The 13,139-nt window shown below is 68.5% G+C and carries 10 protein-coding genes; 4 read left to right on the plus strand and 6 right to left on the minus strand.

The annotated features are described in order from the left end of the window. Positions 1-21: 21 nt before the first annotated feature. The 3 genes from AC4GYY_RS04990 to AC4GYY_RS05000 are packed head-to-tail and all read left to right on the plus strand — an operon-like array spanning position 22 to position 2,923. Positions 22-1,017: a GNAT family N-acetyltransferase gene (locus tag AC4GYY_RS04990; RefSeq protein ID WP_491119112.1), complete on the plus strand. Its 996-nt coding sequence runs from the start codon at positions 22-24 to the stop codon at positions 1,015-1,017. Continuing rightward, positions 1,014-2,174, plus strand: coding sequence for a polysaccharide deacetylase family protein (locus tag AC4GYY_RS04995; RefSeq protein ID WP_491119113.1), 1,161 nt, complete (start codon positions 1,014-1,016; stop codon positions 2,172-2,174). Before AC4GYY_RS04990 ends, AC4GYY_RS04995 begins: the two co-directional genes overlap by 4 nt. Next, a complete protein-coding gene (locus AC4GYY_RS05000; RefSeq protein WP_491119114.1) occupies positions 2,171-2,923 on the plus strand; it encodes a sugar transferase in 753 nt (250 codons plus the stop codon). The genes AC4GYY_RS04995 and AC4GYY_RS05000 overlap by 4 nt, the downstream gene beginning before the upstream one ends. 25 nt (positions 2,924-2,948) lie before the next feature. On the opposite strand, the gene dnaE is transcribed toward AC4GYY_RS05000, so the two are convergent. The 6 genes from dnaE to AC4GYY_RS05030 form a co-directional block, all read right to left on the minus strand. Next, a complete protein-coding gene (gene dnaE / locus AC4GYY_RS05005) occupies positions 2,949-6,431 on the minus strand; it encodes a DNA polymerase III subunit alpha (RefSeq protein WP_491119115.1) in 3,483 nt (1,160 codons plus the stop codon). Positions 6,432-6,470: 39 nt separating this feature from the next. Further along, the gene (locus AC4GYY_RS05010; RefSeq protein ID WP_491119116.1) at positions 6,471-6,950 is read right to left on the minus strand and encodes a glutathione peroxidase; all 480 of its coding nucleotides are present in this window, start codon (positions 6,948-6,950) and stop codon (positions 6,471-6,473) included. After that, positions 6,950-7,540 (minus strand): GNAT family N-acetyltransferase, encoded by a 591-nt coding sequence (locus AC4GYY_RS05015; RefSeq protein WP_491119117.1) that lies wholly within the window; start codon positions 7,538-7,540, stop codon positions 6,950-6,952. The genes AC4GYY_RS05010 and AC4GYY_RS05015 overlap by 1 nt, the downstream gene beginning before the upstream one ends. After that, positions 7,537-8,223, minus strand: coding sequence for an ABC transporter ATP-binding protein (locus AC4GYY_RS05020; RefSeq protein WP_491119118.1), 687 nt, complete (start codon positions 8,221-8,223; stop codon positions 7,537-7,539). Before AC4GYY_RS05020 ends, AC4GYY_RS05015 begins: the two co-directional genes overlap by 4 nt. Continuing rightward, entirely contained in the window at positions 8,216-9,442 is a 1,227-nt protein-coding gene (locus AC4GYY_RS05025) for a lipoprotein-releasing ABC transporter permease subunit (protein WP_491119303.1), read from the minus strand. Before AC4GYY_RS05025 ends, AC4GYY_RS05020 begins: the two co-directional genes overlap by 8 nt. A gap of 379 nt (positions 9,443-9,821) precedes the next feature. Beyond that, a complete protein-coding gene (locus AC4GYY_RS05030; protein ID WP_491119119.1) occupies positions 9,822-12,338 on the minus strand; it encodes a TonB-dependent receptor in 2,517 nt (838 codons plus the stop codon). Positions 12,339-12,587: 249 nt separating this feature from the next. Here AC4GYY_RS05030 and AC4GYY_RS05035 point away from each other — a divergent pair, with 249 nt between their 5' ends. Next, entirely contained in the window at positions 12,588-13,055 is a 468-nt protein-coding gene (locus AC4GYY_RS05035) for an Hsp20 family protein (protein WP_491119120.1), read from the plus strand. Positions 13,056-13,139 lie beyond the last annotated feature (84 nt).

Raw genomic sequence — 13,139 nt, forward strand, 5'->3', positions numbered from 1 at the left:
TCGCGCCCTAGTCGCCCCTACGTGACAGGGGTTGCCGAGAGATTAAGCGGGACGCAGCCGGCGGCCTCCGTCGCGCCGGATTTCGCGACCTGCGGGGCGTGGTTCGATGCGTGGGACGCGGCCTATCTCGGCTCGGCGAAGGCTCGGGCGGTCGGCGCCCTGCCCCTCATGGATGGACGCGGAGCGCTCGGACCGCTCGGCTATCGTCTGCGACGCTCGCGCACCAATCCGCAGAGCGCGGTGTTCGACGGCGACCCCGCGGGGGTGACGCGCGACAGCCTCCTCGACGGGACCGACGTGGTCCGGATCGAGTATCTGCCCGAACATTCGCCGCTGCTGGCGGCGGCGCGGGGCTGGCGAGGGGCGCGGATCGCACCCCATGCGCTCGCGCCGGTGGCGGATTGCCGGACGTCTTATGCCGACTGGCTGCGACGACGGAGCAAGCGCGTCCGACAGCGCTGGCCGAAGATGGAGCGGCATGCGTTCGAGACGCTGGGCCTGCGCTATCGGCGCGTGTCGCAGGTCGACGATCTGCCAGGGCTCCTTGCCGAGATGTTCGCGCTGGAGCGGAGCGGCTGGAAGGGACGAGAGGGCAGCGCCATCGCCGACAGCCCCGCCGACACGCTGTTCTATACCGGGCTTGCGACGCGCGCGATGGCGGCGGGTGCGCTGCGAGTGGCGCTGCTTCACGAGCGCGAGCGGCTCGTCGCGTTCGAATATGCAGTGGTCGGGGGCGACCGGGCCTATGTCCTCAAGGTCGCCTATGACGAGGCGTACGAAGACGCCTCGATCGGGCATGTGCTGGCGGCGCGCCACATCCGCGACTGCTGCGACGATCCCGCGATCGCCTGGTACGATCAGCTCGGCAATGGCATGACGCCCGCCCCCTACAAGCTCCGGTTCGCCGACGAGACGCATCGGCGCTGGCGGGTGACGCTCTACGGCCACGGCCTCGGCCAGCTCGTGCGGATGCAGGACGAGGCGCGGGCGCGGACGAAGACGTGGCTACGTCGATGACTCGCAAGCAGGAGCGCAAACGCCGCATCCTCGAGTGGGCGGCGATCGTGGCGTGCGGCGTCGGGGCCGCGGCATGGCTGCACGGCGTCGCGGGTGCAGCGGCGCTCACCGCGGCGCTGTGGCTCGGGCACCGGCGGATGATCCTGCCGCGCGGGGTCGCGGTGCTGACCTACCATTCGGTGGCGCGCGATCCGGCGTGGCTACCTTGGGCTTATGAGATCGCGGTCGCGCCGGAGACGCTGGCGCGTCACCTTGAGACCGCCGCAAGGATGGGCTGCACGATCCTCTCGACGCGGGACTATCTCACGCGGCGCGCCGCCGGCACGCCGCTACCGCCGGACACCGTGCTGCTCCATTTCGACGACGGCTATCTCGACAATTGGCTCGCCGCGCTGCCGCTCCTGCGCGCGCACCGTGCGCCGGCGACGTTCTTCGCCTCGCTCGATTTCGTGGAGCCGGGGGAGTCGCTCCGACGCGAGGACGCCCAGCCGGCCGGCTACATGAACTGGGCCGAGCTGCGCGCGATCGAGGCGGACCCGCTGTTCGAGGTCGAGCCTCACGGCGTCGATCACGGGCGCGTCCCGACCTCCGACCGCACCCTGGGCGAGCTGACGATCGGCAACTGGCGCGCGCATGCCTGGATGCAGTGGGCGGCGACCGAGGGGCCGAAGTACGACTGGCACCGCATGGTCGTCCCCGCCGCGGTCCCGCTGGGCAGCCGCATCCCCGAGTCGGGCTTGGCGCTCGCCGCGATCGGGTATCGCGAAACCGAAGCCGACCTCAAGGCGCGGATCACGCGGCATCTCCAGCTGTGCCGCGGCGCCTTTGCGTCACATCTCGGCCGCGCGCCCGAAATCTTCTGCTGGCCCGAGAATGCGGCGCTTCCCGCAGGACGGCGCATCGCCGCCGAGCTCGGGTACCGCGCGACGACGGGGGGACGCCGCCGGAACACCGCCGACGAGCCGGCTGCGGTGATCTCGCGCATCCACATGGGCGACCGGGCGCTCGGCGTCCGCTGGCTGTGGGCCGAGGGCCTGCATTTCCGCGCGGCGACGCGGCTGGTGCAAGGCAATCTCTATTGGTACGCTGTGGTGGGACCGATGAACGTGATCCGTGCCGTGGTGACCAGGGCACGCAGAGCGATGGGTTGCGCATGACGGTCCACGATCCCTCCGCCTTCGCCGCCACCGCCGAGCCCATCGGCGTCCCCACGGTCGAGCGTCGCCGCGACCTGGCAAGGCGGGTCCGGTTCGAATGCGACATGAAGGGCGTGCCCCTGCCCTTCGAGGTCCGGCGCGCCAGCTACGCCACCAGGCTGAAGCCCGTGCTCGACGCGCTTCTCGCGCTGGCCGCGACGATCGTCCTGGCGCCGGTGTTCGTGGCGGTCGCGGTCGCGATCAAGCTCGACGACCGCGGTCCCGTGCTCTTCATCCAGCCGCGCACCGGCTATCTCGGTCGGCGCTTCCGCCTCTACAAGTTCCGGACGATGGTGGTGAATGCCGAGGCGCTGAAGGAGCAGTTGCGCCACCAGAACCTGCACGGCCCGGAGTCGCCGGATTTCAAGTTGATCGACGATCCGCGGATCACCCGCGTCGGTCGGGTCCTGCGCCGCACCAGCCTCGACGAGCTGCCGAACCTGTGGAACATCGTGCTCGGCCAGATGTCGTTCGTCGGCCCGCGTCCGACCTCGTTCGACGCCTCGACCTACGCGATGGGGCATCTGCCCCGGCTCGCGGTGCGGCCCGGACTGACGGGGCTGTGGCAGGTGTCGGGGCGGGCGAGCGTCGGTTTCGACGAGCGGACCGCCATGGACATCGCCTATATCCGGTCGATGTCCGCGAAACGCGACCTCGGCCTGGTGCTCAAGACCGTCAACGCGGTCCGACGGCAGGACGGGGCGCACTAAGCGCGCCTCTGTCCCGTCTCGACGTCTAGCCGACCAGCGCCAGCCGCGCCTCCGATTGCGCGAGATCGACGGCGGTGACGCCCGGCAGCGTCTCGATCCGTGCGACGAGCTCGCCGTCGAGCAGGAAATCGCGGCCGAGCAGCAGGCGCGCCGTGCTGTCTGCGAGCGGGAGCGAGAGCCGGACTTCGCCGCGGCCGCCGCGCCGATCCGCGAGCAGATCGGCGAGCGCAGGGATCGCCGCCGCCTCGGCGATCGCCACCTCGAGGCTAAAGCGGGCGTTCTGCGCGAGCGCCTCGAACGGCTGGATGCGTTTCACGGTGACCCGCGGCATCTCCTCGCCCGGACGGCGATCGAGTTCGACCGTCGCAAGGCCGCAGCCGCCGGCCCGCGCCGCCTCCTCGAGATCGGCCGCGATCGCGTCGTCGAAGCAGGTGGAGACGAACTGCCCCGTCTGATCGCTGAGCGTCGCCATCATGTAGCGCTTGCCGCGGGCGGACGTGCGCCACCGCGCCTCCTCGACCAGCACCGCCATCGTCGCGCCGACCCGGCCGTCCTCTGGAATCGGGAGCTCGGCAAGCGCGGTATAGGCGCGTGCGCCGTGCATCCGCGCCAGGTGGCGGTGGCGATCGACGGGGTGCGCGGAGAAGTAGAACCCGAACGCCTCCTTCTCCTGCTCCATCCGCTCCGCCATGGACCACGACGCCGTCTTGGGCGGCTTGACGGCCTCGCCGGCCCCGGTCTCCTCGCCGAACAGACCGCCCTGGCCGCTGGTCCGCTGATGGTGCGCGCTCGCGGCTACGGCGAGCACCGTCTCGGCGACCGCGAACGCACCGGCGCGATTCGGCTCCAGCGAGTCGAACGCGCCCGCAGCGGCGAGCGTCTCCAGCTGGCGCTTGTTGACGAGCCGGGGGTCGATCCGGTGGGCGAGATCGTCAAGCGAACGGAACCGGCCGTTCACCCGACGCTCCTCGACGAGCTTGTCCATCGCCCCCTCGCCGACGGACTTCAGCGCGGCGAGCGCATAGCGGACGGCGGGCTCGCCGGCGACCTCGACATCGAAGTCGGCCGCGCTGGCGTTGATCTCGGGCGGCAGGATCGTGATCCCGAGCCGCCGCGCGTCGTCGACGAAGACCGCCAGCTTTTCCGTCAGATGGATGTCGTAGCTCATCGACGCGGCGAAGAACTCGTGAGGGTGGTGCGCCTTGAGCCAGGCGGTCTGGTAGGTCAGCAGTGCATAGGCAGCGGCGTGGCTCTTGTTGAAACCATAGCCGGCGAACTTGTCGATCAGGTCGAACAGCTCGTTCGCCTTTGCCGCGGGTATGCCGTTGTGGACGGCGCAGCCCTCCACGAAGGTGGCGCGCTGGGCGTCCATCTCGGATTGGATCTTCTTGCCCATGGCCCGGCGCAGCATGTCCGCGCCGCCCAGCGTATAGCCGGCGAGGACCTGCGCGGCCTGCATGACCTGCTCCTGATAGACGAAGATCCCATAGGTCTCGCTGAGGATCGCCTCGAGGAGCGGGTGTGGATATTCGATCGCTTCGCTGCCGTTCTTGCGGCGACCGAACATCGGAATGTTATCCATCGGCCCGGGCCGGTAGAGCGCACCGAGAGCGATGATGTCTTCGAACACGGTCGGCCGCACCGCCGAAAGCGTGCGGCGCATTCCTTCGGACTCGACCTGGAACACGCCGACGGTGTCGCCGCGCTGGAGGAGCTTGTAGGTCTCCTCGTCGTCCCAGGGAAGCGCGTCGAGATCGACTGCGATCCCGCGCGCGGCGAGCATCGTCACCGCCTTCTTGAGGACGGAAAGGGTCTTCAGCCCGAGGAAGTCGAACTTCACGAGCCCTGCCCCCTCGACATATTTCATGTCGAATTGGGTGACCGGCATGTCCGAGCGCGGGTCGCGGTAGAGCGGAACGAGCTCGGCGAGCGGCCGATCGCCGATCACCACACCGGCGGCGTGGGTCGAGGAATGGCGCGGCAGCCCCTCGAGCTTCATCGCCAGGTCGAGCAGCCGCCGCACGCCGTTGTCGTTGGCATATTCCCGCGCCAGGTCCGCGACTCCGTTGAGCGCGCGGTCGAGCGTCCAAGGATCGGTCGGATGATTGGGGACCAATTTCGCCAGCCGATCGACCTGGCCGTAGCTCATCTGGAGGACGCGCCCGGTGTCCTTAAGCACCGCGCGCGCCTTCAGCTTCCCGAAGGTGATGATCTGCGCAACCTGGTCGCGGCCGTATTTCTGCTGGACGTATCGGATCACCTCGCCCCGGCGGGTTTCGCAGAAGTCGATGTCGAAGTCGGGCATCGACACGCGCTCGGGGTTGAGGAAGCGTTCGAAGAGCAGCCCCAGTTTCATCGGGTCGAGGTCGGTGATCGTCAGCGCCCAGGCGACCACCGAACCCGCCCCTGAGCCGCGGCCCGGCCCGACCGGGATGTCCTGCTGCTTCGCCCACTGGATGAAATCGGCGACGATCAGGAAATAGCCGGGGAAGCCCATCTGGATGATGACGTCGAGCTCGAACTCGAGCCGGGCGAGATAGGGGGCGCGCCAATCGCCGACGCCGGCGTGGCCCAGTGCCTCGATACGGTCGAGCCGCGCCGCCAGCCCCGTGCGTGCCTGCTCGCGGAGCAAGGTCGCCTCGCCCTCGCGGTCGCCGGCGAGGCTGGGAAGGATGGGCTTGCGCTTGGGCGCAGCGACGGCGCAGCGCTGCGCGACGACCAGGGTGTTCGCGATCGCCTCGGGCAGGTCGTCGAACAATGCACGCATCTCGCCGGCGGGCTTCATCCAGGCGTCCGGCGAGGACCGCGGGCGGTCGTCGCTGTCGACGTAGCTCGAACTGGCGATGCAGAGCATCGCGTCATGCGCGTCGCCGAAGGCGGCCTCGGTGAAGCAGCAGGGATTGGTGGCGACGAGCGGCAGCCCGCGCTCGTAGGCGAGGTCGAGCAGATGGGGCTCGGCGGCCTCTTCCGTCGCGTCGCCCCGGCGGCAGAGCTCGACATAGAGGCGCCCCGGGAACAGCGCCGTCAGTCGATCGGCGTAGGTGGCCGCCGCGCCCGGCTGATCCTCCGCGAACAGGCGGGCGAGCGCGCCCTCCCCGCCCGCGGTGAGCGCGACGAGACCGTCGGTGCGGCCTTCGAGCGCGGCGAAGCCGACGTGGGGAGCCTGTTCGATCGGCCGATCGAGGTGGGCGCGGCTGACGAGCGCGCACAGGTTCTGGTAGCCGCGTTCGTCCTGCGCATAGAGCGCCAGCCAGTCGAGCGGCGCGCTGACGCCATCGGGAATGTCGGGTCGCGAGACGCCGAGCATCGCGCCGACGATCGGCTGGACGCCCGCGCCCTTTGCCGCATCGGAGAACGCCATCGCCGCATAGAGCCCGTTGCGGTCGGTCAGCGCCGCCGCGGGAAAGCCGAGCGCGCGCGCCTGCTTGGCGATCGCCTTGGGCTCGATCGCTCCGTCGAGCATGGTGTAGCAGGAGAAGACGCGGAGCGGCACGAACCCGGAATGCATTCGCGGGACGCTACGCCCCCGTGGCCGATTCGACCAGCGCTACAGCAGCGCCTCGATATCCTTCTCCAGCTCGGCCGGCTTGGTGGTCGGGGCATAGCGGCGCACGGTGCGGCCCGCGCGGTCCACCAGGAACTTGGTGAAGTTCCACTTGATCCCCTTCGACCCCATCAGCCCCGGCGCGTCCGCCTTCAGCCGCTGAAACAAAGGTTCAGCGTCGTCGCCGTTGACGTCGATCTTGGCGAAGACGGGAAAGGTGACGTCGTACGTCAGCGAGCAGAAGTTCGCGATCTCGGCGGCGTCGCCGGGCTCCTGCGCGCCGAACTGGTTGCACGGGAAGCCCAGCACCTCGAAGCCGCGGGCGCCGTATTTGCGGTGCAGCGCCTCCAGGCCCTCATATTGCGGGGTGAAGCCGCATTTCGAGGCGGTGTTGACGATCAGCAGCACCTTGCCGCGCCATGCCTCCAGCGAGACCGGCGTGCCGTCGGCCGTCTTGACCAGATAGTCGGTGACCGCGTCCATCATCGCCTCCGTGCCAGCAGATGGACGAGGTTCGCACGCACCCCCGGCCATTCGCAAGCGATGATCGAATAGACGATCAGGTCGCGCACGCGCCCGCCCATGACCTGGTGCGAGCGGAGCACCCCGTCGCGTTTGGCGCCGAGCCGCTCGATCGCCGCCTGCGACGCGCGGTTGAGCCAGTCGGTGCGGATCTGCACCACGTTGCACCCCAGCCGTTCGAAGGCGTGCCCGAGGAGGAGCAGCTTCGCCTCGGTATTGACCCCGGTCCGCTGGACCGAACGCGCGTAGAAGGTGCCGCCGATCTCCAGCCGGCGATGCGCCTCGTGCATCCGCATGTAACGGGTCATGCCGACGACGACGCCGTCCGGCTTCGCCACGGCGAACGGCATCGCCCGGCCATGGTCACGCTCCCTGAACGCCGCGGCCATGAAGCCGTCCGGATCGGTCAGGGCGGAGACGTTGGCGAAGAACAGTTCGGTCAGGTCCCCGTCCGCCGCGGCGGCCGCGAGCGCGTCGCGATCGTCGGCGACGAGCGGGCGCAGCGTGACATGACGGCCGACCAGCGTCGGGGCGTCATGCCAGGATGTCACGCGAGCACGCCCCCCAGCACACCCTCGTGCAGCCGCACCACCCGGTCCATCTTCGCGGCGATCCGCTCGTTGTGCGTGGCGACCAGCGCGGCGGACCCTTCGCCGCGGACCAGGCGCAGGAACTCGGCGAGGACGATGTCGGCGGTGCGCTCGTCCAGATTGCCGGTCGGCTCGTCGGCGAGCACCAAGGCGGGCCGGTTGGCGAGCGCGCGCGCCACCGCGACGCGCTGCTGCTCGCCGCCGGAGAGCTGGCTGGGGCGGTGGGTGAGGCGGTGCGAGAGGCCGAGGGCGGAGAGCAGCGTCTGCGCGCGCGCTCTCGCCTCGGCCGGCTCCGCGCCGTGGATGAGCGCGGGCAGGATCACGTTCTCGGCCGCATCGAAATCGGGGAGCAGATGGTGGAACTGATAGACGAAGCCGAGCCGATCGCGCCGCACCCGCGTCCGGCCCGCCGCGTCGAGCTTGGCCGCTTCCTCGCCGGCGATCCGGATCGAGCCGCCGAAGCCACCTTCGAGCAACCCGACCGCCTGGAGCAGGGTCGACTTGCCCGAGCCCGATGGGCCGAGCAGCGCGACGATCTCGCCCGGCGCGACCTTCAGGTCGACGCCGCGCAGCACGTGGATCGTGTGTCCGCCCTGCGTGAACGCGCGCGAGAGGCCGGCGATCTCGAGGACCGCGTCACTCATAGCGCAGCACCTGGACGGGGTCGGTGCTCGCCGCCTTCCACGCCGGATAGATCGTCGCCAGCATCGTCATCAGCGCGGCGACGACCACGATGGCGACGATCTCGACCGGGTCTGGCTTCGACGGAAGCTCGGTCAGATAGCGGATCGAGGGATCCCACAGGTTCTGCCCGGTGACGAGCTGGACGAAGTTCACGACGGCCTGTCGATAGAACAGGAACACCGCGCCGACGATCAGCCCGGCGACGATCCCGAGCACCCCGATCGTGGTGCCGACGGTGATGAAGATCCGCATCATCGCCCCGCGCGACGCGCCCATCGTCCGCAGGATCGCGATGTCGCGGGTTTTCGCGCGGACCAGCATGATCAGCGACGAGGCGATGTTGAAGGCGGCGACCAGGATGATGATGCAGAGCACCACGAACATCGCCACACGCTCGACCGCCAGCGCCTCGAAGATCTGCGAGTTCATCTGCCGCCAGTCGGTCACCTGCGCGTAGCCGCGCACCTTGAGCGCGAGCGGCTTCAGGATCTCGCCGACGCGGTCCGCGTTCACGGTCTCGACCTCGATCATGCCGACCTGGTCGCCCATCAAAAGCAAGGTCTGCGCATCCTGGATGGGCATGACGACATAGGCCTTGTCGTAATCGTACACCCCCACCTCGAAGATCGCGCCGACGGTGTAGCTGACATAGCGCGGCATGGTGCCGAACGGCGTCGTCTGCCCCTGCGGGTTGATGAGGGTGATGTCCGACCCGATCGTCGCGCCAAGCGATTCCGCCAGCCGCGCCCCGATCGCGACCTCGTTCGAACCCGGCACGATCGTCGCCATCGACCCGGCGACGACCTTGTTCTGGATGGTCGCGTTGCGGCGGATGTCCTCGACCCGCATCCCGCGGAGCAGGATGAACTCGGCGCGGCCGTTGTAGGTCGCGAACAGCGGCTGCTCGATCAGCGGCAAGGCGCTGGTGACGCCCGGCGTCGCCTTCGCCTGGCGCGCGACCGCCTGCCAATTGGGCAGCCGGCCGTCGACGCCCTGAACCACCGCGTGGCCGTTCAGGCCGACGATCTTGTCGAACAGTTCGGCGCGGAAGCCGTTCATCACGCTCATGACGATGACGAGCGCGGCGACGCCGAGCATCACCGCACCCAGGCTGAACCCGGCGACGAGCACGATGAAGCGCTCGCCCTTGCCCGGCAGCAGGTAGCGCCGCGCGATCATGCGTTCGTAGCGGGAAATCACGCGCGCGCTCTAGGCGGGGCGGCCGGCCGAGGCAACAAGGCGGCGCGCGCACGATCTGTGGCGGGATTGCCACAGCGCTGCCGCAATCCGTTTCGCTGCCGTTCATTCCGGTGGACGCGCGGCCGGGCGCTGCCTAGCACCCGGGGACTGGCACACAGGCAATGGCCGTGGTTCGGGGAAGACGCTTCCGGTCCCGCCGCAGGGCGACGAGATCGAGGCATCAAAGGGGGCTGACGAGCGATCGTCACGCAGGCGCCCGGGTCGAAAGGCCCGGGCGTTTGCCGTTGTGCGTGAGCGCGCCCGTGCGCCGGCGGCGCGTTCGTGGAGGGGAGGAGCGGCCGCCCCTCCCCTCACCCGGTCAGAAGCTCAGCGATACCGTCCCGCCATAGGTCCGCGGATCGCCGGGCTGGCCGACGATCAGCCCGGTGTTGCCCGATTGGGTCGCGAGCAGATCGTAATAGTTCTGGTTGAACGCATTGCGGACCCAGCCCCAGACGTTCCACTTGTCCTGCGCCTTGTAGCCGAGGCGGAAGCTGTGGAGCGAATAACCGTGAACGGTCGTGTAGATCGACTCCGACGGGTTGGACGAGAAGTTGGAACGGTAGCTGCCGTCGTAGCCGATGTAGAAGTTGCCGTCGTAGCCGGCGACCTGCGACGGGATGTCGTATTCCACACCGAACGAGAGCGCCCATTTGGACACGCCGGGGATGCGCTGGCCCGAGATGTCGCACGATTGCGGGCTGAGCCCACCCGGAACGCCGGGTGCGCCGGGTGTCTGCCCCGCCGCCACGGTGGTGCCGCCAGAAAGTTCGGGCGGACACGGCGCATCGCGGAAGCGCACATATTTCGCGTCGGTGTAGGCGGTGTTGAAATAGGCATTGAGCTGTTCGGTCGGACGCACGGACAGATCAGCCTCGAAACCACGGGTGCGCACCTGGCCTGCATTGGCGAGATAGCCTCGCAGCACGCCAAGCTGACCGTTGGTGACGGTCGCCTGATAATCGAAGATGTCGGTCCAGAAGCCGGCGAGATTGAAGGTCACGCGACGATCGAGGAACTGGGTCTTCAGCCCGATCTCGTAATTGTTGACCTTTTCGGGTTTCACGGTCGCCGCCGAGAGGATCGGCAGGTTGTTGGCGTCGAGCGGCAGACCGGACAGGTTGATGCCGCCCGACTTGTTGCTGCGCGCATAGGTCGCATAACCGTGGATGAAGGGGGCGAAATCGTAAGACGCGGTGATGTCACCGGAGACGTTCCAGTTGTCGAACTTCGGCGAATAGCTCTGCGGCGCCAGGACACCGCGCTGGTCGCCGTTCAGCACGGTGCTGCCCGAGCCGGTGGTGACCACCGACACATAGTCACCGCTCTTCTTGTCGTAGTTGACGCGGATGCCGGGCGCGATCTCGAGCTTGTCGGTGACGTGCCAGGTCAGTTTGCCGAAAGCGGCGACGCTGTCGTTGGAGAAGCCGATCGTGTTGCGCGCGGTCAGCCCGTCGAGAACCGCAGGATTGCAGGCGTTGGGGTGAGTCGCATCGCAACCCGCGGGATTGCCGGCCGGAGGCGTCCCCGGATTGAGCAGATACCGGCTGGCCGCCGGCCCCTGCACCTGAAGCCCCTGAGTGTCGATCGTCTGGTGGAAGTAGAAGGCCCCCACGACGTAGTCGATCGTTCGCTTGCCGTTCGAGGCAAGCCGCAGTTCCTGGGTGAACTGCTTCTGCTGCGACGGATTGGCCGAGACGGTGGTGATCGGCAGGCCGAGGAAGTCGCGGTCGTTCGACGGGTTCCAGTCCCAGAAACGCCAGGCGGTGACCGAAGTGACGGTAGCCGCGCCGAGATCGAGATTGCCGAGCAGCGACACGCCGCCGAGCGACTGCTTGGCGCGCAGATCCGTATCCTGGTCGGTCAGCCGGTCGAAAGCATTGCGCGACGGCGGCTCGTAGCCGAACGCCGCGGCGAGCGCCTCATATTGGCGGCTGAGCGGGCGCTGGGTGGTGCCGACGCGCGCGAAGATCTGGGCGCAGCAATTCGGATCCTGATGCGCCCAGTCGCCCGACAGGGTGAGGTCGAGATTGTCGGTCGGCTTCCACAGGATCGCGCCGCGGAAACCCTTGTTGTCCTGGCTGTTGACGTACTTGTCGGTGGCCGTGTTGTAGATCGTGCCGCGGCGCGTGGTGACCGAGGCCGACAGCCGGATCGCGAGCTTGTCCGCCACCAGGGGACCGGAGACCGAGGCCTTGCCCTGGAAGAAATCGTAATTGCCGCCGGTCAGTTCGACCCGTGCCTCGGGCTCGAAGCTCGGCTTCTTGGTCGTGATGTTGATCGCGCCGGCGGTGGTGTTCTTGCCGTAGAGCGTGCCCTGCGGCCCGCGCAGCACCTCGATCCGCTCGGTATCGGTGAAGTCGAACGTCGCCGAGGCGATGCGGCTGTAATAGACCTGGTCGACGTAGATGCCGACGCCCTGCTCGATGCCGTCGTTGGTTAGGCCGAACGGCGCGCCGAGGCCGCGGATGTTCGCCGCCGAGTTGCGCGGATTAGTCGAATAGAACTGGAGCGACGGCTGGATCTGGGTCAGCCGGCCGACGTTGTAGACGCCGGTTTCCGCCAGCGTCGTGCCGCCGATCACCGACATCGCGATCGGCACGTCCTGCACCGACTCGGCGCGGCGCCGCGCGGTGACGACGACGTCGCCGCCCTGCTGCAGGCCGAGCGGCTCCACGTTCTCGGCCGCATCCGGGTTGGCAAGCGGGCTGGTCTGGACCGGGGTCGGCTCGACCTGGCTCGGCGCCGAGGGCAGGTTCTGCGGTCCATTGGTCTGATCCGGCGGCGTCGGCGAAGTAGCGACCTGGGCCAGAAGCAGGGCGAGCGTGATCGACATGTGAAACCCCCTAGTGATTGGGCCCCATGTCCATCAATGCGCTAGGCGAATCAATACTCTACTTACCGGATCGGACAACCGGTTCGTCGCGGCTTGAAGCATTTTTTTTGGCCGATCCGGCCATGTCCGGCTCTTGAACCGGCCGCAGGCTCTCCCATGTTCGCGCTGCACGATGCCGTTTCGGGTCGTGCAGGCGGCGCCGCGGCATGCCGGGCCCGCTTCGCAACAATCGCTCACAGGAGGATTCCCATGCGACTCGATCTGACTCCCTATCGCCGTTCCACCATCGGCTTCGACCGGCTGTTCGACCTGCTCGAGACCAGCGCGCGCTCGACTGCCGACAATTATCCGCCCTTCAACCTCGAGCGCGTCGCCGACGACCGCTACCGCATCACGCTGGCGGTGGCCGGGTTCAGCCGCGACGAGATCGAGATCACCGCGCAGCAGAACCTCCTGCTCGTCGCGGGCAAGAAGGCGGAGACCCAGGACAACGCCCAGTTCCTGCACATGGGCATCGCGACCCGCAGCTTCGAGCGCCGGTTCGAGCTGGCCGATTACGTCTTCGTCGAGGACGCGCGGCTCAACGACGGCCTGCTCGTGGTCGATCTGGTCCGCGAGGTGCCCGAGGCGGTGAAGCCGAAGAGCATCGCGATCAAGACCGGCGCGCCGCTCGCCGCCGTCGAAGCGAAGCCCGAGGATGAAGCCAAGGCCGCGTGACGGCCGATACGATCGACGCCTGTTGCTCCCTTTTCAGGCGTCGCGGGGCGTCCGGGCCGATGAGGTCCGGGCGCCCTTTTCTCT

This window comes from Sphingomonas sp. SP6 (genome assembly GCF_058313435.1).

Excerpts from the sequence above, each read along its gene's own strand:
- AC4GYY_RS04995 (WP_491119113.1), top strand. The coding sequence starts at position 1,014 with ATGACTCGCAAGCAGGAGCGCAAACGCCGCATCCTCGAGTGGGCGGCG.
- AC4GYY_RS05000 (WP_491119114.1), top strand. The coding sequence starts at position 2,171 with ATGACGGTCCACGATCCCTCCGCCTTCGCCGCCACCGCCGAGCCCATC.
- dnaE (WP_491119115.1), bottom strand. The coding sequence starts at position 6,431 with ATGCATTCCGGGTTCGTGCCGCTCCGCGTCTTCTCCTGCTACACCATG.
- AC4GYY_RS05010 (WP_491119116.1), bottom strand. The coding sequence starts at position 6,950 with ATGGACGCGGTCACCGACTATCTGGTCAAGACGGCCGACGGCACGCCG.
- AC4GYY_RS05020 (WP_491119118.1), bottom strand. The coding sequence starts at position 8,223 with ATGAGTGACGCGGTCCTCGAGATCGCCGGCCTCTCGCGCGCGTTCACG.
- AC4GYY_RS05025 (WP_491119303.1), bottom strand. The coding sequence starts at position 9,442 with ATGATCGCGCGGCGCTACCTGCTGCCGGGCAAGGGCGAGCGCTTCATC.
- AC4GYY_RS05030 (WP_491119119.1), bottom strand. The coding sequence starts at position 12,338 with ATGTCGATCACGCTCGCCCTGCTTCTGGCCCAGGTCGCTACTTCGCCG.
- AC4GYY_RS05035 (WP_491119120.1), top strand. The coding sequence starts at position 12,588 with ATGCGACTCGATCTGACTCCCTATCGCCGTTCCACCATCGGCTTCGAC.